A 26279-nucleotide genomic window follows, 5' to 3' on the forward strand; every position below is an offset into this window, starting at 1 on the left:
GGCTGTCTCTTTGAAAACGCTCGACAAGACGGTACAAGAAACTCGGCCAGACCCAATCGTCATCCGCATCCGAAGGAGAAGTGGGCACGCTGGGGTCGACGATGTCCTTGTGGGGTGGAGCTGAGTGATGGAAAACCCGCGCGTATATGTGTACCAGTTCGCCACCGGTGCCCAATGGGCCGCGGGGGACAGCGTGGAGACCTATCTCCGCCGCCTGCTGGACGTGGATTTCATCCAGAACCTGCGCGCCGACCGCCTAGCGGCCCTGAGCAGCTTCCTGGACGAGGCTTTCCAGCTCGCCCATTCCCTGGGCTGGACCGGATCGGCCCGTGAGGCGCCGCAGATGTTCTCGCTGCCCGGCATGCCCGTGGACGAGGAAGTCTACATGATCGCCTGGGAGCAGGAAGACGGCGTGGCCTTCATCGCCTCCCCGTTCCCGCTGCCGTGGCTGGACGCGAAGGCCTCGCGCACCACCGATTCGAGCCGCGCGGTTCCGGTCACCAATGCCCGCCCGGCCGCCGCTCCCGTCGCCCGTCCCCAGACCCTCGAAGTTGCCCCTGCCAGCGCCCGGGAGGACGCTCGCGACCCTTTTTCGGATTTCATCCGGCGCGATGAGGCGCCGCGTCTAACCCGCGAGCCCGGTCAGGACGAAGAAGGCGGCCGCCGCTTCTTCTGAGTCCGTAAAACCTTTGCGCCATGCGCCCTCGGGCGCGTGGCGTTGCCTTTTGGGAGTGTGTAGGGCTCAGGCCCGCCCTTCCGCGCCGGACGCGACAGGGCCGCCCTCACGGCACTTGGCCCTTTGGCCTCTAAGCGTTTCCGAGCGAAGTGGAAACCAGGACACGCGCACAGGCCGCCAACGCCATCGGGACACGTCGCGCTTCGGGTCTCCACCCGACCAGGACGAGAATGTCCACAGCGCACCTTTCGGGCGCGCATCGCGCATCCTTGCGCCACCTTACCCATATACCGCTCTCGTACCCCTCTTGCCCCAATCGCTGAAAAGCCCCCACGCGACTCGCCTCAGGGCTGCCCGCCGGGAGGGGCGTCGCGCTTGGCGATGGCCTCCAGCATGCGGCGCTGCCAGCGGTCATTGCGCTTCATGTGCACCGAAATCACCGCATGGGCGGACGGCAGCAGCAGAAACGGCGCGAACACCAGCCCCAGCAGCACGCAGGGCACGATCATGACGAGGTTGACCACGGCCGAGATCGGCTGGCCGTTCAGCAACAGCCCCAGCGGCGGCAGCAGGGCGGCGAGAATATAGATCATCGGGTTCGCACCTCCGCCCTCGCCCCATGGGCGCGACACATTTCCATTCTGCGCATATGGGCGGCATCGTCGGCGCTGCAAGCGTCCCCCTGGGGCGACCCGGCAAATTCGCGCGCGCCGCGCCGGCCTTCCTTCGCCCGGCCATCTCAGGGCCCCCGCCACGGGCTTCGGCCGAGCGATTTGGCAGCCGGCACGCGACTTCGGCCTCGCCCGCTGCCGCAGGGGCCGGCCCCATGGCCTCTTCATCCCTCGGGCAAAGTGACTTAAAGAGGCGGCACGCCGTCAGGATGCCCCCGTGCCGCGCCTCATTCTGCCCCCGCAGGTTCTCATTCCCCTGATCGTCGCCTGCGCCCTGTTCATGGAACAGGTGGACGCGACCGTCATTTCCACATCCCTGCCCGCCATCGCCGCCGATCTGCATGAGGACCCGGTGGCGCTGAAACTGGCGCTGACCTCCTACCTGCTCTCCCTGGCGGTCTTCATTCCCGCCAGCGGCTGGGCGGCGGATCGTTACGGCGCGCGCACGGTTTTCCGCTCCGCCATCGTCATCTTCACCCTGGGCTCGGTGCTGTGCGGGCTGTCCACCTCGCTGGCGGATTTCGTGCTGTACCGCATCATCCAGGGCCTGGGCGGAGCCATGATGGTGCCGGTGGGCCGGCTCGTCATCCTGCGCGCGGTGCCGAAGTCCGAGCTGGTCTCGGCCTTGGCCTGGCTCACCATTCCCGCCTTGCTGGGGCCGGTGATCGGACCGCCTTTGGGCGGCTTCATCACCACCTATTTCAACTGGCGGCTGGTCTTCTTGATCAATGTGCCCATCGGCGTGCTGGGCGTGTTCCTGGCCACCCGCTTCATCGAGAACGTGCGCGCCGAGGATGTGCCGCCCCTCGACCTGAAGGGGCTGGTGCTCTCCGGTGTCGGCCTGGCGGGCGTGGTCTTCGGCTTCGCCGTGCTGGGGCAGGAGCTGGTGCCGCTGTGGGTGGTGCTGACGGTGCTGGGCATCGGCGCCATCTCGCTTGCCGCCTATGTCCACCATGCCCACCACACGCCCCATGCGGTGCTCGACCTGAAGCTGATGCGCTACCCCACCTTCCGCGCCTGCGTGGTGGGGGGCTCGCTGTTCCGCATCGGCATCGGCGCCCTGCCCTTCCTGCTGCCGCTGCTGCTGCAGCTGGTCTATGGCCTGTCGCCGTTCTCCTCCGGGCTCATCACCTTCTCGGCGTCGGCGGGCGCCATCGTCATGAAGATGACGGCGGCGCGCATCCTGGACGCTCTGGGCTACAAGCGGGTGCTGACGGTGAACGCGGTGGTGTCTTCGGGCTTCATCGCCGTGTGCGCCTTCTTCACCTCCGGCACGCCCTATTGGCTCATCGTGGCGCTGCTGCTGCTCGGCGGCTTCCTGCGCTCGCTCCAGTTCACCGCCCTCAATGCCCTGAGCTATGCCGAGGTGCAGGACCAGGAAATGAGCCGCGCCACCTCGTTTGCCAGCGTGGCGCAACAGGTCTCGCTCTCCACCGGCGTCGCCCTCGCCGGGCTGGTGCTGGAAATGATGCGCGGCGGGCAGGAGCAGGTCCACGTCACCCAGCAGGACTTCAACGTGGCCTTCCTGGTGGTGGCTGTGGTGAGCGCCCTCAGCGTGTTCCACTTCATGCTGTTGCCGAAGAATGCCGGCACCGAGCTGCGCGCCAAGCGGCCCAACCTGCCCGATCCGCGCAGCCAGGTGGAGCAGCACTGAGCCCGCCAGCCCAGGCATGCCCCAAGCTTGCCCCGGGGCCTCCCCCGCAGGCGAGCCGCGGCCCCGGCATGCTTCAGCTTTTATGGAAACACGGAAGCGGCTTCGCCCTTTGTTTTCCGTATTTCCTTCAGGTGGACCGGGTCCCGCGTCGCTCGGAAAGGCTCTCGCCCACGCGGAGCGCGGTCCGGAAACCCGCCCCAACCGCGACAGCTCCCGTCCAGCGCTGACTGACGGGCCCGGAGCCGGCTCGCGCGCCTTCCGTGGCGGAGATCGGCCGGGCCCGCGGAGTCTGCCCTCAGTCTGCCAGGTGCCCGCTCTCCTCGGCCACACCCTGCTCGTCGCCGCCCTCCTCGGCCGCGCCCTTGCCGCGATAGCCGGTGGCGAGCACATAAAGCTCGGCCGAATCGGCGCGGCTGGCGGCCGGCTTCATATGGCGGACCTGGGCGAAGTCGCGCTTCAGGTCCGCCAGCAGCGCGCCCTCCGTGCCGCCTTGCAGCACCTTGGCGAGGAAGGCGCCGCCGGGGGCCAGAACCTGCCGGGCGAAATCCGCCGCCAGCTCCACCAGCGCCACGATCTTCAGATGGTCGGTCTTCTTGTGGCCGGTGGCATTGGCCGCCATGTCCGACATCACCAGATCCGCCGGCCCGTCCAGCATGGCGAGCAGGCGCTCGGGCGCGTCGGGGTCCAGGAAGTCCATCTGCTCGAAATGAACGCCGGCGATGGGCTCCATCTCCAACAGATCGATGCCGACGATCTTACCGTGCCCCGCATCGAGCCCGATCTTGCGTGCCGCCACCTGGCTCCAGCCGCCGGGCGCCGCGCCGAGATCGACGATGCGCATGCCCTTCCTGAGCAGCTTGGCCTTCTCATCCATCTCGATGAGCTTGAAGGCGGCGCGCGAGCGCCAGCCCTCCCGCTTGGCGCGGGCCACATAGGGGTCGTTGAGCTGGCGCTGCAGCCATTTCTGGGACGAGGTGGTGCGGCCGCGCGCGGTCTTCACACGCACCTTCAGGGGGCGGCCATCCGGGCCATGGGTGGGGGTGCTCACGACCGTGCATCCTTTCTGCGCGCGGCGCGATCGCCGCCGCCCCGCACGCGGCCATGCTCGCCCGGCGCGGGGGCATCGGCTGGCGCCGCGCCCCCTTCGGCGCGGCGGTGCCGCCTCCAGGCCCCATCGGCCCGCATCAATTGAACCAGCATGCCTTCCCTCAAACCACGATCGGCCACGCGCAGGCGCTCCGCCGGAAACACCTCGCGCACCGCCTCCATGATGGCGCAGCCCGCCAGCACCAGATCCGCCCGCTGGGCACCGATGCAGGGATTGGCCACCCGCTCCTCGAACGACATGCCCATCAGCCGGTCCACCACATCGGCGATGCTGGTGTCGCTGAGCCAGGTGCCGTCCACCCGGGTTCGGTCGTAGCGGTCCAGCCCGAGATGGATGCCCGCCACCGTCGTCACCGTGCCCGAGGTGCCGAGCAGGTGCATGCGATGGGGTGGACGCAGGCCCCAGCTCTCGCGCACCCCCTCCAGCATGCCACGCACCTCCGCCACCATGTGGCGGAACACATCGGGTGAAACCCGCACGCCGCCGTGGCGCTCGGACAGCGACACCACACCCACCGGCATCGAGATCCAGGCGCGGATGCGCGCCCGCGGCGGGCCATCATCACCCGCAGACCGCCGGCCGAGCCACACCACCTCGGTGGAGCCGCCGCCAATGTCGAACAGCACCGCCCCGTCGCTGTGGGGATCCACCAGTGGCGCGCAGCCGGCGGCGGCAAGGCCCGCCTCGGTCCGGCGATCCACCACTTCCAGGTCGAGGCCCGTGCGCTCGCGCACGCGGGCGCAGAAATCCTCGCCATTGACGGCGGCGCGGCACGCCTCGGTGGCGATGACCCGGGCGCGGGTGACGCCCCGCTGGACCATCTTCGCGGCGCACACCTCGAGCGCGGCCCCAGCGCGCTCCATGGCCGAATCACCCAGCCGGCCGGAAGCGGTCAGCCCCTCGCCCAGGCGAACGATGCGGGAAAAGGCATCCACCACGCGAAAGCTGCGGGATGTGGGGCGCGCCACCAGCAGGCGGCAATTGTTCGTGCCGAGATCGACGGCGGCGTATACCGCCTCGTCCGGCGGCACCGGTCGCTCCGGTCCCCGTGGCGCGAGGGGCGGCCGTGGGCCACGCCTCTCGCTCCCAGATCGGGGAGACGGCTCCGAGCCCGACGCGGACCCGTGCGTCTCGTCCCTCATGTCCATGCCCTCGCCAAAAGGCGGAAAATGCGCTCAAGCCCGGTGTGCGCGTCACACCCCGGCTGCGCCTTGGGCCCAAGTCTAACAGCGCCTCCCGGCGGCGCAATGGCGGCCGGCTATGCGGCCGCGTTTCGGTCGGGGATGGAGAGGGAAAGGCCGGCCGCCTCCACATCGGCGCGGAACGCCTTCACTGCGCCCAGGGAGAGTTCCGCAGCGGTGCGGGTACCCAGCTCCGGCAGCTTTTTCAGCACATCGGCCGGGGCGGTGATGATGTGGCAGCCCATGCGATCGGCCTCGATCACGTTCCACACCTCGCGGGTGGAGGCCCAGATGACCTCGACGTTGGGGGTGGCGCGGGAGAGCTCCACCGCCCGTGCCACCGCCGGCACGTAATCCAGGCCCATGTCGGCGAGCCGGCCGGCGAACACCGAGATGCAGGCAGGCGCGCCGCCGGCCAGGGCCGCCACGCCCTCTTCCACCTGCGGCAGGTCGAACACGGCGGTGAGGTTCACCTTCACCCCTTCCTGCGACAGCTCGCGCACCAGGGGGGCGAGGGTTTCGCCGCTGGTGGTGCAGGCCGGCAGCTTCACATAGACATTGGCGCCCCAGCTGGCGATCAGCCCCGCCTGACGGCGCATGGTGGGCAGATCGTCGGCGATCACCTCGAACGACAGGTGCCGGTCGGGAACGGCCTCCACCAGGGCGCGGGCGTGGGCCTCGTAATCGGTGACGCCGGCCTTGCGCAGCAGCGAGGGGTTGGTCGTGAAGCCGGCAATGTGCCCGTGGCGGGCCATTTCCACGATCTGGGCCTTGTCCGCCCCATCGGTGAACAGCTTCACCTTGAGCATGTCGAGGGTCACCGGCATTTGCGCACTCCCATTGTCGCCGCCCACATTGTCACCGCCCTTATGGGCGCCGCCCCGCCGTGGCACCATCCCACGCGACCGCGCTCACGCGATCGGGTGTGGAGCCTGTTGGCGCATTCATGTTTCATTGACCATGCGGCAAAATCATCCTGCTTCGCAACGATCATGAAACGCCTTCAGGGCACCTTGGGGTCCAAACGGATCGTAAGGTCATGAGGGTGACAGGATGATCGCAGCGGACATGGTGGAGCGTATGGCGCAGGCGATGCACGCCTTTTCGCGCACCCGCTATCCGCTTCTGGAAGCCTGGGAAGACATCGCGCCGGAGCGCCGCGCCTATCAGCGCCAGCTCGCGGCCCACGCGCTGCAGGCCCTGACCGCGCACGACATCATCGAGATCACATCCCACAACGCGCCGGAAATCGTGGCGCTGCCGGTGGAGCCCAATCCCTGGGCGCTCGCGGAGCTGCAGGAAGCCGCCATTTCGGACAATGGCACCGCCATGGATGCCCGCCGGCGCTACCGCTCCTTCCTGGCCACGGCCTCGCTGCCGCTGGCCACGCGCTACTCGGACACCGCCGTCTGATTCGCAGCCGCGCCTTCAGGCCGCGCCGGAGCCACGTGCTGTCGCGCGCGCCCTGACGGCCCGGCGCGAGACGGTCGCGCCGGCGATCCCCCTGAAGCCATTACCCCAAAGCGATCATTCGGCGGCGATGGCGAGCGGGCAGCGGGCCGCCTCGGCCGCGATCTTGTCCAGGAAGCGGCGGCACTGCTGCTCCCGGTCGTAGCCCAGCAGGGTGCCGAGCATGAAGTCTTCCTCCGGGCTCAGAAGGTTGAGTGGCTTGGTGACGAAGCTGCGCGCCACCGCCACATAGGCCTCCCGGCCGAAGAACACATTCACCTTGGACGCGCCCACCCGCTGCACGAAGTGGTCGATCCCGTCGCCGCGAAGTTTCGCGACGACGGGGGCGGACTCCAGGAGTCCCAGGGTCATCAGGAACAGGCCCCGCACCCCACGACCATATTCATAGAGGTGATGGTGGAAGAGCCGGAGCGCGACCGGGTCTACACCAGCTTGCTGAGCCATGCCGTGACCCGCTTCTCCGTCATGCCCGACTGGCCGTCCTGATCGAGGGCGAGGCCCACGAACTGTCCGTCGCGCTCGGCGGTGGAGGTGGAATAGTCGTAGCCGGTGGTGTCGGTGAAGCCCACCACCACGGCGCCCAGCTCGGTCACCTCATCATAAAGAATACCCATGGCATCCACGAAGGAGTCCGGATAGGTCGCCTGGTCGCCGGTACCGAACAGCGCGACTTTCTTGCCTTGGAGCTTCGCCTCTCGAAGCTTGTCTATGTTGTCCTCCCAATCCGTCTGCAACGTCCCGTCGCCATAGGTGGGAGAACCGAGGATCAGCAGATCGCAATTCTCGAAATCGGCCTTGGTGGCGCTCTTGATGTCGACACTGCGGCCCTGACACTTCTTGGAAATCTTGGAGGCGACACCCTTGGTCGCGCCGCCGTCCGATCCGAAGATGACGGTAACATTCATGGGTCGTGTCTCTTTATTGAATTGTTCAAAATCAAAAACAAAGGACGTCGCAAGGTGGGGCAGACGCCCGACTTTCAGCGCATGAAATCTAGATGCGCGCTGCAAGCACCCTCAAGATAGGACAACACCGAATTGTGTCAAAGAAAAATATATGTTATTTGCAGCGCATTCGAAACACTGCATTTTCGAGAGCAATTTTAAATTCAAATCTTGTTTTGATTTATTCTGATTTAAGTTGGGCGGCCGACAGGCCGCAATCTCCCACCCAGCGGCGCGTGACGCCTTGCGGCGGGCCCGTGCATCTCCCCCCGCCGCAGACACAAAAAACCCCGGACCGGCGGGCGCCGATCCAGGGTCGCGCATGAGGCGAGCGGCGCGAAGCCGCCGGCTGAAAACCTCAGTTCTTGCTCTTGTCCACCAGGGCCTTGGCCTTGATCCAGGGCATCATGCCGCGCAGCTTCTCGCCCACTTCCTCGATGGGGTGGGCGTTCACGCGGGCGCGGGTGGCCTTGAACGAGGTCTGGTTGACCTTGTTCTCCAGCATCCAGTCGCGGGTGAACTTGCCGGACTGGATGTCGGTCAGCACGCGCTTCATCTCCGCCTTGGTCTCGGGGGTGATGATGCGCGGGCCGGTGACGTATTCGCCATATTCCGCGGTGTTGGAGATGGAGTAGTTCATGTTGGCGATGCCGCCCTCATAGATGAGGTCGACGATCAGCTTCATCTCGTGCAGGCACTCGAAATAGGCCATTTCGGGGGCGTAGCCGGCTTCCACCAGGGTCTCGAAGCCCGCGCGGATCAGCTCCACCGTGCCACCGCAGAGCACCGCCTGCTCGCCGAACAGGTCGGTCTCGCACTCTTCCTTGAAGGTGGTCTCGATGATGCCGGCGCGGCCGCCGCCGATGGCGGAGGCGTAAGAGAGCGCCAGGTCATGGGCGTTGCCGGTGGCGTCCTGGGCGATGGCGATGAGGGTCGGCACGCCGCCGCCCTTGAGGTATTCGCCGCGCACGGTGTGGCCGGGGCCCTTGGGGGCGGCCATGAGCACGTCGAGATCCTTGCGCGCCTCGATCAGGTTGAAGTGGATGTTCAGGCCGTGGGCGAAGAACAGCGCCGCGCCTTCCTTCATGTTGTCATGAAGGCTGTCGCGATAGATGTCGCCCTGCAGCTCGTCAGGGGTGAGCATCATCACCACGTCGGCCCACTTGGCGGCCTCGGCGGGGGAGAGCACCTTGAAGCCCTCGGCCTCGGCCTTCTTGGCGGTGGCGGAGCCGGGACGCAGGGCGATCACCACATCCTTCACGCCCGAATCGCGCATGTTCAGCGCGTGGGCATGGCCCTGGCTGCCATAGCCGATGACGGCGACCTTCTTGCCCTTGATCAGGTTCAGGTCGGCGTCGCGATCGTAATAAACGCGCATCAGTGTCTCCTTGTGGGCGTTTGTCCTTGAGTGGCGGCGGGCCGCGCCGGCGTCTTGCACCGGATCGCGGCCAAAGGGAACAGGCCTGGCGGCCAGATCAGAGAGCGGTGGGCCCGCGCGAGATGGCGACAACGCCGGTGCGCGCCACCTCCACCAGGCCGAGCGGCTCCATGAGATGGGCGAACTGGTCGATCTTGTCGCTCTTGCCGGTGATCTCGAACACGAAGCTCTCGCGGGTGGCGTCGATGACGCGGGCGCGGAAGGCTTCCGCCAGGCGCAGCGCCTCCGAGCGGGCTTCGCCGGTGCCGCGCACCTTCACCATGGCCAGCTCGCGCTCCAGGTAATGGCCCTCAACGGTGAGGTCCTGCACCCGGTGCACGGGCACCAGCCGGTCCAGCTGGTTGCGGATCTGCTCGATCACCATGGGCGTGCCGGTGGTGACGATGGTGATGCGCGAAAGATGGCTCTCCGCGCTCACCTCGGACACGGTGAGGCTGTCGATATTGTAGCCGCGGCCGGAAAACAGGCCGATGACGCGCGCGAGCACGCCCGGCTCGTTGTCCACCAGGACCGAGAGGGTATGGCGCTCGATGCGCTCTTGAGCTTCAGGCATGGATGGCTCGAAAGATGGGGTCGGCGGGAACCCCTCCCCCGCACGGGGGGAGGGCCGGAATGGCGGGACGAGAGGACCGGGAAGCCCCGGTCACACCAGCATCTTGCCTTCGTCGGTGATGGCTTCGTCGAGATCCACGGCCATGTCGCCGAGGATCATCTCGTTATGGGCGCGGCCCGAGGGGATCATGGGGAAGCAGTTTTCCTGCTGGTCCACGATGCAGTCGAAAATCACCGGCCGCTTCACCGAGATCATCTCCTGAATGGCCGCGTCGAGGTCGGCCGGCTTGTCGCAGCGGATGCCGACGCCGCCGAAGGCGTCCGCCAGCTTCACGAAATCGGGCAGCGCCTCCGAATAGGAGTGGGAGTAGCGCCCGCCATGGAGCAGCTCCTGCCACTGGCGCACCATGCCCATATACTTGTTGTTCAGAATGAACACCTTCACCGGCAGGTCGAACTGCATGGCGGTGGACATTTCCTGCATGTTCATCTGGATCGAGGCTTCGCCCGCAATGTCCACCACCAGCGCGCCGGGATGGGCCTTCTGCGCGCCGATGGCGGCTGGCAGGCCATAGCCCATGGTGCCGAGGCCGCCGGAGGTCAGCCAGCGGTTCGGCTCCTCGAAGTGGCAGAACTGCGCCGCCCACATCTGGTGCTGGCCCACCTCGGTGGTGATGTAGACGTCCTTGTCCTTCACCGCATTGTAGAGCCGCTCAATGGCGTATTGCGGCTTGATGATGGTGTCGGAGGCCCGGTAGGCGAGGCACTGGCGCGAACGCCAGCGGTCGATCTGCGCCCACCACGCCGTCAGCGCCGCCTTGTCGGTCGAAAGACCCTTGGCCGCCCAGGCGCGGCTCATGGCGCCGAGCACCCTGGCCACGTCGCCGACGATGGGCAGGTCCACCTTCACGTTCTTGTTGATGGAGGACGGGTCGATGTCGATGTGGATCTTCTTGGAATGGGGCGCGAACGCATCCAGCCGCCCGGTGATGCGGTCGTCGAAGCGCGCGCCGATGCACACCATGACATCGCAATCATGCATGGCGAGATTGGCCTCATAGGTGCCGTGCATGCCCAGCATGCCCAGCCACTGCGGGTCGGACGCCGGGAAGGCGCCGAGGCCCATGAGGGTGGAGGTCACCGGCACGCCGGTCTCGCGGGCGAAGGCGCGCAGCAGGCGGCTCGCCTCCGGGCCGGAATTGATGACGCCGCCGCCGGTGTAGAAGATGGGCTTCTTGGCGGAGGCGATCATCTCCACCGCCGCATTGATCTGCGCGTCCTCGGCCTCCAGCTTCGGACGGTAGGTCTTGTGCTGGATGTTCTCGCGGCCGACATAGGTGCCGGTGGCGAACTGCACATCCTTGGGAATGTCGACAACCACCGGGCCCGGGCGCCCGTTCTGCGCCACGTAGAAAGCCTCGTGCAGCACGCGCGCGAGGTCGTTCACGTCGCGGACGAGGTAATTGTGCTTGGTGCAGGGCCGGGTGATGCCGACCGTGTCGCACTCCTGGAAGGCGTCATTGCCGATGAGGTGAGTGGCCACCTGCCCGGAAATGCAGACGATCGGGATGGAATCCATCAGCGCGTCGGCAAGGCCGGTCACCGCATTGGTAGCGCCGGGGCCGGAGGTGACGAGCACGACGCCCACCTTGCCCGAGGAGCGGGCATAGCCTTCCGCCGCATGCACGGCCGCCTGCTCGTGCCGCACCAGGATGTGCTCGATCTGGTCCTGAAGGAACAGCGCGTCATAGATGGGCAGAACGGCGCCGCCCGGATAGCCGAAAATATGCGCCACGCCCTGGTCGGCGAAGGCCTTGATGACCATTTCGGCGCCGGTCATCTTGGTGCCGGTGGGGGTGGCGGTGGCCGCGGAGGCGGTCGCAGTGGTCATGGCGTTGGAACTCCCTGGCGCGGAGGCGCCGCAAATCTGGCTGTCATCGCATCGGATCGAGGCACCAGGATGCGAACGCATCCCGCCTCGGCATCGATGGCCGCGCGGGCTGAAATCGTTCAGGCTCCGCGCCGACCGAGCCGCGAACCGAAGGAACGCGGCGGTTCAGAAACGACGAAGGGGCCCCAAGGGCCCCTCGTCACGCGCCACGTCCGTTCGAAACAGCCTTCTCAGGCTGGACCGATCGTGGCGCCCCCGGATACGAGAAGAATAACGATGTTGCGCATGGTCACGCAGGCCCTTTCAAAAGTTGCGCGAAATTACCGACCGTCGCGCAAGGCGTCAAGCATTGATCGCGCCCGCCCGCATCACCCGCGAAAAGCGCCCCGCCGCAAACCGGAGCGCGGCTTGGTCCGCTCCCTGTTTGACGCGGCGCGAAAGCGCTGGCACACCTCTTGCCGAGATCCTTTTTGAGGGATTGACGCCGGAAGCAGCATTCCGGCTCCACCCCGTTGCATCGGACCGCCTCCGGCCCCCATGAAGTTCAACCGCCTGCGACTTGTGGGCTTCAAGACCTTCGTCGAGCCCACCGAACTCGTCATCGAGCCCGGCCTGACAGGCGTGGTGGGCCCGAACGGGTGTGGCAAGTCGAACCTGGTTGAAGCGCTGCGCTGGGTGATGGGCGAGAGCTCCCACAAGGCCATGCGCGCCCAGGACATGGACGACGTGATCTTCTCCGGCACCACCGGCCGGCCGGCGCGCAACATGGCCGAGGTGGCGCTGCAGCTCGACAATTCGGACCGCACCGCCCCCGCCGCCTTCAATGAGTGGGACGAGCTGGAGGTGGCGCGCCGCATCGAGCGCGGATCCGGCTCGGCCTATCGCATCAATGGGCGGGACGTGCGCGCCCGCGACGTGCATCTGTTGTTCGCCGATGCCTCCACCGGCGCCCGCTCACCGGCTTTGGTGCGGCAGGGGCAGATCGGCGAGATCGTGGGCGCCAAGCCCAATGCCCGCCGCCGCATCCTGGAGGAGGCCGCCGGCGTCGCCGGCCTCCATGCCCGCCGGCACGAAGCGGAAAACCGCCTGAAGGGCGCCGAGCAGAACCTCGCCCGCGTCGAGGACGTCATCACCCAGATGGCGTCCCAGGTGGACAGCCTGCGCCGCCAGTCGCGCCAGACCCAGCGTTACAAGGCCCTGGCGGCGGAGATCCGCCAATGCGAGGCCACCTTGATGTGGCTGCGCTGGCGCGAGGTGACAACCGCTTTGGCCGAGGCCGAGCGGGCGCTTTCCGCCTCCCAGCGCGACGGGGCCGAGCTGACGCGCGTGCAATCGGAATCCGCCCGGCTTCAGGCCCTCGCCGCCCATGCGCTGCCGCCATTGCGCCAGAACGAGGCCGAAGCCGCCGCCGCCCTGCAGCGCCTGACCCACGCCCGCGAGGCGCTGGACAAGGAGGAAGCGCGCCTTGCCGCCCGCCGGCAGGAGCTGGAACGGCGCCTGGTTCAGCTCGCCCAGGACCTGGAGCGCGAAAAATCCCTGTCCGCCGATGCCGAAGGGGTGCTGGAGCGCCTGGACCTGGAGGCGGAAACCCTGCTGGCCGAGCAGGAAGAGGCCGCCGAGCTCTCGGCGCTGGCCGCCGACCGGCAGGAGGAAGCCGCCGCCCTGCTGGAGGAGGCCGAGCAGCTCCTCCAGGAAAAGACCACCCATTTTGCCGATCTCGGCGCCCGCCGCGCCAGCCTGGAGCAGACCGCCAAGGAGATCCGTGACCGGCTGCTGCGCAATGCCGCCGAGCGTGCCTCGGTGGAGGCGGAGGAAGGCCGGCTGAACCGCGAGGCTGGCACCGCCGCCTTGGACGACATCCGCCTCAATGCGGAAATCGCCCGCGAGAGCCTGGCCGAGGCCGAGGAAACGACCCTGGCCGCCGAGGCCGCCCACACCGCTGCCCGCCGCGCGGTGGAGGAGCTGCGCCCGGCGGTGAACGAGGCGGAAAAGCGCTTCGGCCGGCTGGACGCGGAAGCCCGCACCCTGGCCAAGCTGCTGCAGTCCACCGATCACCGCTTTCCGCCCGTGGTCGACCTGCTGTCCGTCGCCAAGGGGTATGAGACCGCCCTCGGCGCCGCCTTGGGCGATGACCTCGACCTGCCGGTGGCGCCGGAGGCCCCCGCCCGCTGGGCTGGCGTGGAGATGGACCCGGCGGACCCGCCGCTGCCGCAGGGAGCCACGCCCCTGTCGCGGCACGTGACCGGGGCTCCCGCTTTGGCCCGGCGCCTAGCCCAGGTGGGCATTGTGGAGCCGGCCGAGGGGCCGCGCCTGGCCGTTCTGCTGAAGCCGGGACAGCGCCTTGTCTCCCGCGCCGGCGACCTGTGGCGGTGGGACGGCATGGTGGCCGCCGCCGATGCGCCCACCGCCGCCGCCCGGCGCCTGGCCGAGCGCAACCGCCTCGCCGACATCGAGCAGGAGGCCGCCGCCGCCCACGAGGCCGCGGAGGAGATCCGCGCGAGCCTCGCGGACCGTGAAGGTGAGCTGCGCCTGGCCGCCGCCGCCGAGACCCAGGCGCGCGAGGCCCGCCGCACCGCCCAGCGCGCCGCCGAGACCGCCCGCGCGGTTCTGGAGGCCGCCGAGCGCAAGGCCGCCCAGCACATGGCCCGCCTCGCCGCCATCGCCGAAGCCCGCGCCCGCCTTGCCGCCGTGCGCGAGGAGGCCGAGGCGCAGATGGAGGACGTGCAGGGGGAGCTTGCCGCCCTCGACATGCCCCAGGTTCTGGAAGCCGAGCTGGCGCGCGCCCGCGCAGAGGCCGGCGAGCGCCGCGCCGCCTTGGCCGAGGCCCGCGCCGCCGCCGACGCAGTGCGCCGCGACAGTGCTGCCCGCATGAAGCGCCTGGAGGCCATTGCCGGCGAGCGCCGCTCCTGGCAACAGCGCGCCGGGGGCGCGGGCGAGCGCCTCGCCGCCATCGAGACCCGGGCCGAAGAGGCCCACACCGAACTGGCGGAGATCGAGGACGCCCCCTCGGAAATCATCCGCCAGCGCCGCGCCCTGATGACTGGCCTCGAGGAAGCCGAAGCCGCCCGCCGCGCCGCCGCCGACCGGCTGGCGGAGGGAGAGGCCGCCTTGGCCGCCGCCGAAAAGGCCGCCCGCGACGCGCTGGAGGCCATGTCCCAGTCGCGCGCGGAAGCCGCCCGCGCCGAAGCCCGGCTGGACGCCGCCCGCCAGCGCCGCGACGATATGGAACGTGAGATTTTCGAGGCCCTGGAAGGCCCGCCGGACGTGGCCCGCACCCAGGCCGGCATCACCGATGACCAAAATCTTCCCGACCCTGGTCCCATCGAGGCGATTCTGGAGCGGGCCAAGCGCGACCGCGACCGCCTGGGTGCCGTGAACCTGCGCGCCGACCTGGAGCTGGAGGAAGCGGAGGCCCGCCACACCTCCCTCACCACCGAGCGCGACGACTTGATCGAGGCCATCAAGCGCCTGCGCGGCGCCATACAGAGCCTCAACCGCGAGGCCCGCGAACGGCTTCAGGCGTCATTCACCGTGGTGAACGCCCATTTCAAATCGCTGTTCGACACCCTGTTCGGCGGCGGCGAGGCCGACCTTGTGCTGACCGACGCCGAGGACCCCCTGGAAGCCGGCCTCGACATCATCGCCCGCCCGCCCGGCAAGAAGCCCCAGACGCTCTCCTTGCTCTCCGGCGGCGAACAGGCGCTGACCGCCATGGCGCTCATCTTCGCCGTCTTTCTCACCAATCCGGCGCCCATCTGCGTGCTGGACGAGGTGGACGCGCCCCTGGACGACGCCAATGTGGAGCGCTTCTGCACCCTGCTTGAGGAAATGACGCGCCGCACCGACACGCGCTTCCTCACCATCACCCACAACCCCATCACCATGGCGCACCAGAATCGCCTGTTTGGCGTCACCATGGCCGAGCGCGGCATCTCCCGCTTGGTTTCGGTGGATCTCCAGAGCGCCGAACGCCTGCGCGAAGCGAGCTGAAACGCCGCGCAAACCACACCCGCGCACCGCGCAAAGTCCCTTGCGGCACACCAAACAGGCAGCGTGCCCGCCTACCCCCCTGTTGCCGCGACGTCGCACAGCGCGCAAAAAGGGGCATTCCACGTTGTCGCAGCCTTATTTTTAATTCGTATTTTCATAGACTTAAGTCACTTTGCGTGTGCCTTGACACCCAATTTTGACACAACTATGGTGCGGCCCGGTTTCGAGGGGTGGAGCGTCCGCTTCGCCCCGGAGCCGAGGTTTGCGCCATGTCTGAGCCTGAACATTCTCCCTCTGGAGAGCGCCACCGGGCCGCTGGCAAGTCGCAGGCGCCCGGTTCCGACGATTCCGAGCTCGGCGCGCGGCTGGAGCAGCTCGACACTTCGTTGAGCCAGGCGCGCTCGAAGCGGGAAGTCCCTGCGCCCAAGGGCGCCAGCGACACCTCATCCCGCTCGGGCGTGGCTCTCGCTTTCCGCCTGGGCGCGGAATTTGTGTCGGGTGTGCTGGTGGGAGCGGCCATCGGCTACGGGATCGACACGTTTTTGGCGATCGCCCCCTGGGGACTGATCGTCTTCACCCTGATCGGCTTCGGCGCCGGGGTGCTGAACATGATGCGCGCGGCGGGCGAAGGCCCCTCGCGCCACCGCCCGAAGTCCTGATGCGCCCGTTGCGGCGGCTCGGATCCAGGGGGAACGGTAGGCGGTCGCGGCCGCCGGCGGGTTTTTAAGGCGGCCCCGGCCGCAGCGTTCTTGAAGGCGGCTTCGGCCGCCGGGTATCGGCCACGGCGGACACGTCGTGGAGTTGAAATTGCGGCGCTCGCGCCGCGTGGCTTGGAATTGCGGCGCTCGCGCCGCTTGTCTTAAAATTGCGGCGCTCGCGCCGCGTGGCAGGGGGCGCGTTCGGATGACCGTCGATCCGATCCATCAGTTCGAGATCAAGCGCTTTGTGGACCTGCTGAACATCAGCGGCGTGCAGTTCTCTTTCACCAACGCCGCCGTGTTCATGTTCGGCATCGTGGCCATCATCTTCTTCTTCCTCACCTATGCCACCCGTGGCCGCACCCTGGTGCCGGGCCGGGCGCAGTCGGTGGCGGAGATGAGCTACGAATTCATCGCCAAGATGGTTCGTGATTCGGCGGGCAGCCAGGGGATGGTGTTCTTCCCCTTCGTGTTCACGCTCTTCACCTTCGTGCTGGTGGCCAATCTGGTGGGGCTCATCCCCTACACCTTCACCGTCACCGCCCACCTCATCGTCACCGCCGCTCTGGCGCTGCTGGTGATCGGCACCGTGATCGTCTACGGCTTCTTCAAGCACGGCACCCACTTCCTCCACCTGTTCGTGCCCTCGGGCGTGCCGGCCTTCCTGCTGCCGTTCCTGGTGGTGATCGAGGTGGTGTCCTTCCTGTCGCGGCCCATCAGCCTCTCGCTTCGTCTTTTCGCGAACATGCTGGCGGGCCACATCGCGCTCAAGGTCTTCGCCTTCTTCGTGGTGGGCCTTGCTTCGGCGGGTGTCGTGGGCTGGTTCGGCGCCACGCTGCCCTTCTTCATGATCGTGGCGCTCACCGCGCTCGAGCTGCTGGTGGCTGTGCTGCAGGCCTACGTGTTCGCGGTGCTCACCTCAATCTACCTCAACGACGCCATCCACCCCGGTCACTGACCGGGGTCGCGTAAGCGTTCGCGAGCAAGTTCCCACCCGTTTCGTTAATCCAACAGGTTCTCAAGGAGCAGTCCAATGGAAGCGGAAGCTGGAAAGTTCGTCGGTGCCGGCCTCGCCTGCCTCGGCATGGGTCTCGCCGGCGTCGGCGTCGGTAACATCTTCGGCAACTTCCTCTCGGGTGCGCTGCGCAACCCGTCGGCCGCCGATGGCCAGTTCGCTCGCGCCTTCATCGGCGCGGCCCTCGCGGAAGGTCTCGGCATCTTCTCGCTGGTCGTGGCCCTCGTTCTGCTCTTCGTGGCCTGATCGAGGTTTGCTGAAAAAGAGCCTCGCGCCATCGCGCGGGGCTTTTGGCACAAGTTCAAGTCAGGCGGGCCAGCCATGATGAAGACGTGGAAGTTGACTGTCGCGGTGGCGATGACCGGTGCGTGCCTCATGGCCGCCCCCCTCGCCCTTGCTCCGCAGGTCGCGCATGCTGAAACCGCGGCCCCGGCGGACAAGGCGGCGGCGCCCGCCAAGCCCGTTTCCGGCCACGCCGCCGCTGGCGAGCATGCCAACGGCGCGGCCGAGCACAATCCCGTGGACGCGCACGCGGTGAAGTTTCCCCCGTTCGATGCCACGACCTTTCCGTCCCAGCTTCTCTGGCTGGCGATCACCTTCGGCATTCTCTATCTGCTGATGAGCCGCGTGACCCTGCCGCGCATCGGCCGCATCCTTGAAGAGCGTCACGACCGCATCGCCGACGATCTCGAGGAAGCCAACAAGCACAAGGCCGAGAGCCACGCCGCGCAGACCGCCTACGAGAAGGCTCTGACCGAGGCGCGCGCCAAGGCCAATGCCATCGCCGGGGAAACCCGTAATCGGCTTGCGGCTGATTCGGATGCTAATCGCAAGGCGCTCGAAGCCGACCTCGCTGCCAAGCTGGTCGCCGCGGAACAGCGCATCGCCACCACCAAGACCGACGCCATGAGCCACGTCCGCGGCATCGCCGTCGACACTGCGGACACCATCGTGTCCACGCTCATCGGCAGCTCCGCTCCGCGTGCTGACGTTGAGAAGGCTGTTGATTCCGCGCTTGCCGCGCGGACCGCCGCCTGACCGTCGCCGGCTGAATTACCGCTCCGATCGGCTTTCGTTTCGGAGTAACGCGGATGCCAAATGGCAAACGCATCGCGTACCAACGACGCCTTCCTTCGCGCCGCGCACATTTCGTCTCGGCAGGCGGAGGAAGGTGAGACACTAAAGAACCCAGGTGTGAGAATCGGGGGACCGCCGCCGAAGGGCGCGACAGCCAGGTTCCGACCATTTTGAGGACCGTGACATGCACGAGATGGAACTGGCGGAACTCTGGGTCGCCATCGCCTTCCTGGTGTTCGTGGGCATCCTGATCTATGCGGGCGCGCATCGTTCGCTTACCGCGGCTCTCGACAAGCGCGGTGCCCGCATCGCAGCGGAGCTCGAGGAAGCCCGCCGGCTGAAGGAAGAGGCGCAGAAGCTCGTGGCCGAGTTCAAGCGCAAGCAGCGCGAGGCCGAGGCCGAAGCCGAATCGATCGTCACCGCCGCCAAGGCGGAAGCCGAGCGTCTCGCCGCAGAGGCCAAGACCAAGCTTGAGGACTTCGTTTCCCGCCGCACCAAGATGGCGGAAGAAAAGATCGCCCAGGCCGAGAAGCAGGCCATTGCCGATGTTCGGGCCATCGCCGCGGACACCGCCAGCCGCGCAGCCGAAGGCTTGCTGAGCGCTGCAGCCAAGGGCGCCGCCGCCGAGCGGCTGGTGACCAACGCGCTGTCAGAGGTCAAGTCCAAGCTCAACTGATGGCAGCGCAGCCGTCACCTGTTTCAGTCACGCATCTCAAAGCCGCCCGCATCCCGGGCGGCTTTGTTCGTTTCAAGGGCGCATCCGCACGCGCGCTACTCCTTGAAATCGCCGCCAGCCTGAGCGACACCTGATACATGCGGATGGTTGCTGCCCTTTCCTTTGCCCCGTTCCCAGCCCTGCTTGAAGGCGGGTCTAGGCTGGCTCGCCGCATGTCTGCCCGAGGCCTGCTGCCCCACCTGCTTGCCCTTTTTGCCGTCGCCCTTGGGCTGGTCATTGTGCCGGCGCCGGCACGGGCTCAGCCCGACCTTTTCTTCTTCCTGCGCCCGCCGGCGCCCGTGCCCCAGGCCCCGCGGAACAACCGCAATAATGGGTGGTGGCCCGGCTTTGGGCCGCAGCAGCGGCAGGTGGAGCCGGTTCCGCAGGCCCCGGCTGCTCCGAAAAAGCGCGAGCCGCCGCCGGAGCCTGAAGGCACCGTCTATGCGAGCGCGGACGCCGCAACCCAGAACAAGCGCCAGCCGCCCAGCCAATTCGCCCTCGTGCTCGGCGACCGCATGGGCGGTCAGCTCGCGCAGGGCCTCGCCGATGCCTATGTGCCCGATCGCGGCCGGCTCGCCATCGTTGAATACACGGTGGACGACAGCGGCTTCCTGTCCACCCCCGTGGATTGGATCGCCAAGGCTCCCCCCGCCATCGCCAACGGACGCCCCAATGTCACCGTCCTCGCTCTGGGGGCGGAGGACCTGAAGCCCATCAAGGACGGGGAGCTCCTGCTGGAGCCGCTGACCGACCGCTGGATCGAGCTCTATAGCCGCCGCGTGGATGAGGTTCTTGCGTTCCTGCGCGATAAGGCCGGCCGCGTGATCGTCGTCGGCATCGCCCCCGTGGCCAATTCCAGCGTTTCCGCCGATTACGAGCGGCTGAATGAAATCCTGCGCGCGCGCGCCGCCCGTGCGGGCCTGCCCTTCGTCAGCGTCTGGGACGGGTTCGTGGAAGAAGATGGCAAGTATCTGGTCACCGGCCCCGCGGTGGACGGCCAGCGGCGGCGCCTGCGCCTCAATGATGGCGTGCGCTTCACGCGGGCAGGGGGGCGCAAGTTGGCATTCTTCGTTCAGAAGGACCTCAATCGCCTTCTGGAGGATCCCGCCAAGCCCAGTGCCTCGCCCGACAATGCGCAGCCGGCGCTGAGCCTCGCCGGTGCTCCGGCCAGGGCGGACGCAAAGCCGCTGCCTGTGGCGGCCCAGTCCACGGCCCCTGTTCCAAGCGGGGCACGCGCGCTGAAGGACGGCATCTCCCCGCCCGCCGTCCGCGGCCGCGCGGACGACTTCTCCTGGCCGCCCCCTTCCGCCGAGCTGCCGGCACCAGTGCAGAAATAGCCCCGCCAACGGACGCCCCCCTTCCGGCGTGCGTTTGGCGCGTGCTGCAGCTGCGGCCTCCCGCCGAACGGGAACCCGCGCCACTTCCCTCCGGGCGTGGCGCCTGCCAGCCGCCGGTATCAGCAGCGGCGTTTTCTCGGTGCTGGCCGGACGAGATCCCGCCCGTAACTTGCCGCGCACCGCGCGCCCTTTCCGGCGCCCGTCGCGCAGGAGCGCGATCTCCGTGCTCTGTATTTTTCCGCGTCGCGGCAGGAGGGTAAGGGCGGCGTTTCGGGAGCTCGGGCAGCGCTCGCGGCAGGTTCCATCTTCCCCGCTGAGTGCCCCTGTGGCCCGACGCAGCCACCTTTCCTCGGGCCACGTCGCGCGCCTCACCGCCGGCAACCATGTCGTGTTCGGACCCAGGGGCGAAGCAATGGGCCACGAGCGGCCGACGCAACGGACGCGGCAGGCGACCTTGCGCGCCGGGGCAGTTCGCGTGGGCGAACACGTCCCTGCCCCCGGGGACGCAGGCTGACGCCGCGATGCCGCAGCGCGAGAGATCGCGCATTGCCAGATCACATACCCGCGGCCCGATGGCGCGACCTCCCCCGCCGGCGGCCCTCGGGCTCCCGGTGCCACGATGGACTGCGCGCTGTGCGCGCCCGCTTTGGGCGTACGCTTGAGACCCGGAACTGCGCACCGCAGGACGCTTCCCGCCGCGGGCGCGACGCCTTAAGTTCGCACTGCGTTCAACTGGGAGCTCATCCATGACCATTCGCCCGCGCCGCAGCGTTCTCTATATGCCGGGCTCCAATGCCCGCGCCCTGGAGAAGGCGCGCACCCTGCCGGCCGACGCCGTGATTCTCGATCTCGAGGACGCGGTGGCCCCCGACGCCAAGGTGGAGGCCCGCGGCCGAATCGTCGAAACCGTGAAGGCAGGCGGATTCGGACCCCGCGAGGTGGTGATCCGCATCAACGGCCTCGACACCCCGTGGGGCTCGGACGATCTCGATGCCGCCGCCAGCGCCGCGCCCGATGCCATCCTGGTGCCCAAGGTGCAGAGCGTCGAGCAGCTCATGACCGTCGGCCGCCGGCTGGAGGCGCTCGGCGTGCCGCAGACCACGCGGGTCTGGGCCATGATCGAGACCCCCCTCGCCATCCTGGACATCAAGGCCATCGCCGCCTGCGCCAAGGATCCCGTAACCCGCCTCGCGGTGTTCGTGCTCGGCACCAACGACCTTGCCAAGGAAACCCGCGCCGCCTTGGTGCCCGGCCGCGCGCCCATGGTGGCGTGGCTGACGCTGGTGGTGGCCGCCGCCCGGGCTTATGGCGTGGAAGTGCTCGACGGCGTGTGGAACGCCTACCAGGACACCGAAGGCTTTGATGCCGAATGCGCCCAGGGCGTATCGTTCGGCATGGACGGCAAGACGCTCATTCACCCGAGCCAGATCGAGCCCTGCAACCGCGCCTTCTCACCGCCAGAGGCAGAGGTGGCCCGCGCCCGCGCCATCATCGCCGCGTTCGCGCTGCCGGAGAATGCGGGCAAGGGCGTCATCACCCTGGACGGCCGCATGGTGGAGCTGCTGCACGCAGAGATGGCCAAGCGCACCGTCGCCGTGGCCGACGCCATCGCCGCGCGGGGCTGAGGGCCATGACGCTGCGTGTGGTCATGGTCGTCTATCCGCGCATGACGCAGCTCGATCTCACCGGCCCGTTCGAGGTGCTGAGCCGCCTCGAAGGGGTGAAGATCGAGCTGGCGTGGAAGAAATGGCGCAAGCCGGTGGAGGATGCCTCCGGCCTCAGGATCATGCCCACCGTGGCGTTCGGCGGGCTGTCGGAGTGCGACCTGCTGTTCGTGCCCGGCGGCCCCGGCCAGCTTGATCTGATGGAGGATGTCGAGGCGCTCGATTTCCTGCGCCGCATGGCGCAGGGCGCGCGTTTCATCACCTCCGTGTGCACCGGCTCGCTGCTGCTGGGCGCGGCGGGACTGCTGAAGGGCTACCGCGCCACCTGCCACTGGCTCTCCCTGCCCCAGCTTGCGCTGCTGGGCGCAGAGCCGGTGGCCGAGCGGGTGGTTGTCGACCGGAACCGCATCACCGGCGCCGGAGTCACCTCCGGCATCGATTTCGCGCTGACGCTCGCCGGGCAGATCGCGGGGGAAGACGAGGCGCGGCGCATCGCCCTCGCCATGGAATACGACCCCGCGCCGCCCTTTCCACCGGCGGGCACCGCGCCCCGCCTCGTGGCCGAGGTGCGCGCACGCACGGCCGCCTTTCAGGCCCGCCGCGAGGCCGTGGCCCGCGAGGCGGGCGCGCGGCTCGGCCTCATCCCGCCGGCCTGACCCGGCATCCCCTCCACGCCAACCCCGGCAGTGCCCATGAAGCTCTATCGCTACCTCACCGGACCCGACGACACGTCCTTCTGCAATCGCGTCACGGCGGCCCTCAACAAGGGCTGGCAGCTCCATGGCGCGCCCACCCTCACCTTCGATCAGCAGAAGGGCCGCGTGATCTGCGGCCAGGCCATCGTGAAGGAAGTTCCCGGCGAGTGGAGCGAGGACGTGAAGCTCTCCGACTACTGACACCGGCCTCGGCGGCGCCCCCCAGAGGGCGCTTGCCTGCCCGGGGCGCCCCCAAAAGGGCGCTTGCCTGCCTCGCCAAGGGGGGCGCGCCAAATGGCCCGCGCCCCGACCTGCCCTCAGCTGTTCTCAAGCCGTAGCCGGCCCCGGCATCAGCACCACGGCCACTTCCACCTCGTCGCCCGCCTCCAGGAAGGAGGCCTTCACCGCCGCCATCAGGCGGGCCACCACGGCGCGCGTCTCGCCCACGGTCCAGGCATCGTCGAAACCCAGATGCAGCTCGACGAACATCTTGCCGCCGAACTGCCGGGTGCGAATGTCCCCCAGCTCCGAGAAATCGTCGAAATGGGAGGTGAGCACCTTCAGGATGCGCAGCTGGCCCGCCTCGCCGATCGCCTGATCGAGCAGGGAGCCCACCGAATTGGTGAGCATGGCCAAGATGTTGTAGACCATGAAGCCGATCACCACGAACGATGCCATGGGATCGAGATAGTAGATCCAGTAGATATCGTTGAAGAGCGAGGTGATGACGGTGACGATGAACACCGCGCCCGAGGAAATGGCCGAAACCAGGTGCACCCGCGCCTGGGCCGCCAGCACCGGCGACTTGGTTTCCTGCGCCAGCCGCAGCGCCTTTCGGTTCAGCACCACATTGCCCGCGACCGCCGCCGCCGTGACAAAGAGGCCGAATTCCGCCCCGCTCACCCCCTCGGGATGGATGATGCGAGACACGGCCTGCGTGCCGGCGATGATGACGAGCGCGCTCTGCAGCAGAGCGATCATGAGCTCGGCGAGGTTTTCGAGCTTGCCCAGGCCATAGGCGTATTTGCCCGTATTGGCCTTGTGGGCGATGCGCAGCACCAACCAGCAGGCCGTGAGCGCCGTAAGATCGAAGGACGTGGCCAAAAGATCCGACAGGATGGCCGAGGAATTGGTGAGCGTCGCCGCCAGGATGTAGAAGGGAAACAGGCAGGCCGTGAAAATCATGGCCTGGAACGACAGTTTCTGGCTCGCCGATCCCGACACCGCATGTCCTCCGTTGGTGGCCGGCATCAGGACCGCCGCGGGGCCGTTCGTCAAGCACCCAGAGCGCGCTGAGACACCACCGGCCGTATGCCCAGGGCGAATGCTGAGGACGAGCGCGCGGATCCGCCGTGGCGGCATTCGGCGCGGTTGCCAGCCTCCCGCCCCGTCTGCCAACATGCGCCACCACCCCTGGGGGAGCATGATGAGCAAGACCAACAAGGGCAATTACTTCGAGGATTTCAAAGTCGGCCAGGTGATCCGCCACGCCACGCCGCGCACCGTGACCGTGGGCGATGTGAGCCTCTACAGCGCCCTTTACGGGACGCGCTTCGCGGTGCAGTCGGCCGACAGCTTCGCCCAGGATATCGGCTATGCCCGCGCGCCGGTGGACGATCTGCTCACCTTCCATGTGGTGTTCGGCAAGACCGTGCCCGACATCTCGCTCAATGCCGTGGCTAATCTGGGCTATGCGGGCGGGCGCTTCCTCGCTCCGGTGTATCCGGGCGACACCCTGACCGCCGTCTCCGAGGTCATCGGCCTCAAGGAAAACTCCAACAAGCAGAGCGGCGTGGTCTATGTGCGCTCCACCGGCTTCAACCAGGACGGTGTGGAAGTACTCGACTATGTGCGCTGGGTGATGGTGCGCAAGGCCGATCCCGCCTCCCCCGCGCCCGAGCCCGTGGTGCCCAAGCTGCCCTCCGCCCTGGCGCCCGACGCCCTCGGCAGCGCGGTGCCGGTGCTGGATCTCGAAGGCTGGAATGACGACCTTTCCGGCAGCAAGGCCCGCTTCGGCGACTATGAGGTGGGCGAGCGCATCGATCATGTGGACGGCATGACGGTGGAAGAGGCCGAGCACATGCTGGCCACCCGCCTCTACCAGAACACGGCAAAGGTGCATTTCAACCAGTTCACCGAGGGCCAGGGCCGCTTCGGCCGCCGCCTCATCTATGGCGGTCACGTCATCTCGCTGGCGCGGTCCCTGTCGTTCAACGGCCTGGCCAATGCCTTCCATGTGGCCGCCATCAATGGCGGACGCCACGTGGCGCCGCTGTTCGCCGGCCTCACCGTGCACGCCTGGAGCGAAATCCTCGACGCCCAACCCTTGCCGGGGCGCGAGGATGTGGGCGCCCTGCGCGTGCGCACCGTGGCCACCAAGGATCGCCCCACCGCCGACTTCCCGTACAAGACCGGCGACGAGTACGACCCGAGCGTGATCCTCGATCTCGACTACTGGGTGCTGATCCCGCGCTGACGCTCCGCCCCGCTCTCCGGCGAAGCCGCGGCCCGCTTGGGCTTGCGCGGCGCGGCGGCGGGCGGGGCCGCCCCCATGCCCTGTTCCGGCAGCGCCGGGGCGAGGGTGTAAGCCGACATGAAGCGCCACACCTCCTCGCCCGCGTCGATGTCGTGGTTGCGCAGGCCCAGGAATGGCGTGGCCAGATCCGGCCGCGTCTCCACCCGAGCCGGCGACTGGTGGCCGCCCCCTTCCACGCTCAGCAGCGTCACGGTGGCGCCATCGCGGCAGCCCTGCCAGGTGCGCTCCGTCACCGTCGTGCCGTCGAGCGGATCGACATCCGGCAATGCGCGCTTGACCGGAGCCCCGCAGCCATTGAGCCGCGCGAAGAAGGCCGCGCTGTCGGGCGCGGAAAGGGTCGCGCCCATGGGCGTCCAGAACCCGTTATAGGTGATGACCGTGTCGGCCGTGCCGTGGATGAAAAGCATCGGCACCGGTCGCGCCGGCCGGCACTCCTCCCGCGCATTGGCCGGGGTTGTGGCCATGATCACCGAATAGGCCGCGAACAGGTCCGCATGCTCGCAGGCCATGCGCTCCACCATGAAGCCGCCATTGGAGATGCCCGTCAGGTAAATGCGGGCCGGATCCGCCACCCCATCCGCCACCAGCTTCGCCACCAGGGCTACCAGGAACGCGGCGTCATCACCCGGCCGCAGCACCGCCTTCAACCGCATGGCGGCCGGGCGGCTGTCATTCCACACCTTCCCCTCGCCCTGCGGATACACGGCCACGAAGCCGTTCGCGGCCGCCGCCGCATCCAGCCCGAAATAGGCGCGAAAGCTCTGCGGCGTCTGCATCGCGCCGTGCAGCGCGATCACCACGGGCGCCGGTCCAGCCACCCCCGCGGGATTGGACACGAGATAGGTGCGCGTCTCCTGGCCCACCTCAATCTGCTGACGATTCGGCGCCGCTCCGGCAAGGGATACCAATGCGAGCATTGTGGCGCCCATAACGACTGTGGCTTTCGCGCACCACCCCGCGAGTGAAA

26 protein-coding genes are annotated in these 26279 nt (G+C 68.0%); 15 read left to right on the top strand and 11 right to left on the bottom strand.

The genetic code is table 11. From position 1 onward, the window contains the following. Positions 1 to 127: 127 nt before the first annotated feature. Positions 128 to 676, top strand: coding sequence for a hypothetical protein (locus L0966_RS09190; RefSeq protein WP_234051589.1), 549 nt, complete (start codon positions 128 to 130; stop codon positions 674 to 676). 344 nt (positions 677 to 1020) lie between these two features. Here L0966_RS09190 and L0966_RS09195 read toward each other — a convergent pair whose 3' ends face one another. Beyond that, positions 1021 to 1269, bottom strand: coding sequence for a hypothetical protein (locus L0966_RS09195; protein WP_234051590.1), 249 nt, complete (start codon positions 1267 to 1269; stop codon positions 1021 to 1023). 295 nt (positions 1270 to 1564) lie between these two features. Here L0966_RS09195 and L0966_RS09200 point away from each other — a divergent pair, with 295 nt between their 5' ends. Continuing rightward, positions 1565 to 3001: an MFS transporter gene (locus L0966_RS09200; RefSeq protein WP_234051591.1), complete on the top strand. Its 1437-nt coding sequence runs from the start codon at positions 1565 to 1567 to the stop codon at positions 2999 to 3001. 295 nt (positions 3002 to 3296) lie between these two features. Here L0966_RS09200 and L0966_RS09205 read toward each other — a convergent pair whose 3' ends face one another. The 3 genes from L0966_RS09205 to L0966_RS09215 form a co-directional block, all read right to left on the bottom strand. Then, positions 3297 to 4049, bottom strand: a complete 753-nt coding sequence (locus L0966_RS09205) for an RlmE family RNA methyltransferase (protein ID WP_234051592.1) — start codon at positions 4047 to 4049, stop codon at positions 3297 to 3299. After that, on the bottom strand, positions 4046 to 5140 hold the full coding sequence (locus L0966_RS09210; protein ID WP_370640679.1) for a Ppx/GppA phosphatase family protein: 1095 nt from the start codon (positions 5138 to 5140) through the stop codon (positions 4046 to 4048). The genes L0966_RS09205 and L0966_RS09210 overlap by 4 nt, the downstream gene beginning before the upstream one ends. A gap of 227 nt (positions 5141 to 5367) precedes the next feature. After that, positions 5368 to 6117 (bottom strand): transaldolase, encoded by a 750-nt coding sequence (locus L0966_RS09215; RefSeq protein ID WP_234051594.1) that lies wholly within the window; start codon positions 6115 to 6117, stop codon positions 5368 to 5370. Positions 6118 to 6343: 226 nt separating this feature from the next. Here L0966_RS09215 and L0966_RS09220 point away from each other — a divergent pair, with 226 nt between their 5' ends. Then, on the top strand, positions 6344 to 6703 hold the full coding sequence (locus L0966_RS09220) for a hypothetical protein (RefSeq protein WP_234051595.1): 360 nt from the start codon (positions 6344 to 6346) through the stop codon (positions 6701 to 6703). Positions 6704 to 6817: 114 nt separating this feature from the next. Here the strand turns inward: L0966_RS09220 and L0966_RS09225 are convergent, their stop codons facing one another. The 5 genes from L0966_RS09225 to L0966_RS09245 form a co-directional block, all read right to left on the bottom strand. Next, positions 6818 to 7204, bottom strand: coding sequence for a DUF2023 family protein (locus tag L0966_RS09225; protein ID WP_234051596.1), 387 nt, complete (start codon positions 7202 to 7204; stop codon positions 6818 to 6820). Further along, on the bottom strand, positions 7183 to 7665 hold the full coding sequence (gene fldA / locus L0966_RS09230; protein WP_234051597.1) for a flavodoxin FldA: 483 nt from the start codon (positions 7663 to 7665) through the stop codon (positions 7183 to 7185). Before fldA ends, L0966_RS09225 begins: the two co-directional genes overlap by 22 nt. 397 nt (positions 7666 to 8062) lie before the next feature. Next, positions 8063 to 9082 (bottom strand): ketol-acid reductoisomerase, encoded by a 1020-nt coding sequence (gene ilvC, locus L0966_RS09235; protein ID WP_234051598.1) that lies wholly within the window; start codon positions 9080 to 9082, stop codon positions 8063 to 8065. Between the two features lie 97 nt (positions 9083 to 9179). Next, complete coding sequence (ilvN, locus tag L0966_RS09240; RefSeq protein ID WP_234051599.1) at positions 9180 to 9695, bottom strand: acetolactate synthase small subunit; 516 nt, start codon at positions 9693 to 9695, stop codon at positions 9180 to 9182. Positions 9696 to 9785: 90 nt separating this feature from the next. Continuing rightward, positions 9786 to 11585, bottom strand: a complete 1800-nt coding sequence (locus L0966_RS09245; protein WP_234051600.1) for an acetolactate synthase 3 large subunit — start codon at positions 11583 to 11585, stop codon at positions 9786 to 9788. Between the two features lie 537 nt (positions 11586 to 12122). On the opposite strand from L0966_RS09245, the gene smc reads away from it, so the two are divergent. The 11 genes from smc to L0966_RS09295 all read left to right on the top strand — a co-directional run bounded on the left by smc (position 12123) and on the right by L0966_RS09295 (position 22977). Next, positions 12123 to 15575, top strand: a complete 3453-nt coding sequence (gene smc / locus L0966_RS09250; RefSeq protein WP_234051601.1) for a chromosome segregation protein SMC — start codon at positions 12123 to 12125, stop codon at positions 15573 to 15575. A 269-nt stretch (positions 15576 to 15844) separates the two neighbouring features. Further along, positions 15845 to 16234 carry an AtpZ/AtpI family protein gene (locus L0966_RS09255; RefSeq protein ID WP_234051602.1) on the top strand — a complete coding sequence of 130 codons (390 nt, stop codon included), beginning with the start codon at positions 15845 to 15847 and terminating at the stop codon, positions 16232 to 16234. Positions 16235 to 16478: 244 nt separating this feature from the next. Further along, positions 16479 to 17231 (top strand): F0F1 ATP synthase subunit A, encoded by a 753-nt coding sequence (locus L0966_RS09260; RefSeq protein ID WP_234051603.1) that lies wholly within the window; start codon positions 16479 to 16481, stop codon positions 17229 to 17231. Positions 17232 to 17306: 75 nt separating this feature from the next. Further along, complete coding sequence (locus L0966_RS09265) at positions 17307 to 17534, top strand: F0F1 ATP synthase subunit C (protein ID WP_234051604.1); 228 nt, start codon at positions 17307 to 17309, stop codon at positions 17532 to 17534. A 75-nt stretch (positions 17535 to 17609) separates the two neighbouring features. Then, on the top strand, positions 17610 to 18326 hold the full coding sequence (locus L0966_RS09270; protein ID WP_370640680.1) for a F0F1 ATP synthase subunit B: 717 nt from the start codon (positions 17610 to 17612) through the stop codon (positions 18324 to 18326). A 223-nt stretch (positions 18327 to 18549) separates the two neighbouring features. Beyond that, positions 18550 to 19041, top strand: a complete 492-nt coding sequence (locus L0966_RS09275) for an ATP F0F1 synthase subunit B (RefSeq protein WP_234051605.1) — start codon at positions 18550 to 18552, stop codon at positions 19039 to 19041. Beyond that, complete coding sequence (locus L0966_RS22240) at positions 19041 to 19175, top strand: hypothetical protein (protein WP_255684255.1); 135 nt, start codon at positions 19041 to 19043, stop codon at positions 19173 to 19175. Before L0966_RS09275 ends, L0966_RS22240 begins: the two co-directional genes overlap by 1 nt. A 78-nt stretch (positions 19176 to 19253) precedes the next feature. After that, on the top strand, positions 19254 to 20417 hold the full coding sequence (locus L0966_RS09280) for a hypothetical protein (protein ID WP_234051606.1): 1164 nt from the start codon (positions 19254 to 19256) through the stop codon (positions 20415 to 20417). A gap of 746 nt (positions 20418 to 21163) precedes the next feature. Then, entirely contained in the window at positions 21164 to 22042 is an 879-nt protein-coding gene (locus L0966_RS09285; protein ID WP_234051607.1) for a CoA ester lyase, read from the top strand. A 5-nt stretch (positions 22043 to 22047) separates the two neighbouring features. Then, positions 22048 to 22737: a DJ-1/PfpI family protein gene (locus tag L0966_RS09290; protein ID WP_234051608.1), complete on the top strand. Its 690-nt coding sequence runs from the start codon at positions 22048 to 22050 to the stop codon at positions 22735 to 22737. A gap of 36 nt (positions 22738 to 22773) precedes the next feature. After that, positions 22774 to 22977: a DUF1737 domain-containing protein gene (locus tag L0966_RS09295; protein WP_234051609.1), complete on the top strand. Its 204-nt coding sequence runs from the start codon at positions 22774 to 22776 to the stop codon at positions 22975 to 22977. Positions 22978 to 23103: 126 nt separating this feature from the next. On the opposite strand, the gene L0966_RS09300 is transcribed toward L0966_RS09295, so the two are convergent. Beyond that, complete coding sequence (locus L0966_RS09300) at positions 23104 to 24027, bottom strand: cation diffusion facilitator family transporter (RefSeq protein WP_234051610.1); 924 nt, start codon at positions 24025 to 24027, stop codon at positions 23104 to 23106. Between the two features lie 175 nt (positions 24028 to 24202). Between L0966_RS09300 and L0966_RS09305 the strand changes: the two genes are divergently transcribed. Continuing rightward, on the top strand, positions 24203 to 25252 hold the full coding sequence (locus tag L0966_RS09305) for a MaoC family dehydratase (RefSeq protein ID WP_234051611.1): 1050 nt from the start codon (positions 24203 to 24205) through the stop codon (positions 25250 to 25252). On the opposite strand, the gene L0966_RS09310 is transcribed toward L0966_RS09305, so the two are convergent. Continuing rightward, positions 25228 to 26229: a PHB depolymerase family esterase gene (locus tag L0966_RS09310; protein ID WP_234051612.1), complete on the bottom strand. Its 1002-nt coding sequence runs from the start codon at positions 26227 to 26229 to the stop codon at positions 25228 to 25230. The two genes, L0966_RS09305 and L0966_RS09310, sit on opposite strands and share 25 nt — an antisense overlap. Between the last annotated feature and the right edge of the window lie 50 nt (positions 26230 to 26279).

This window comes from Xanthobacter sp. NM-59 (genome assembly GCF_021401125.1).
Taxonomy (GTDB): domain Bacteria; phylum Pseudomonadota; class Alphaproteobacteria; order Rhizobiales; family Xanthobacteraceae; genus Xanthobacter.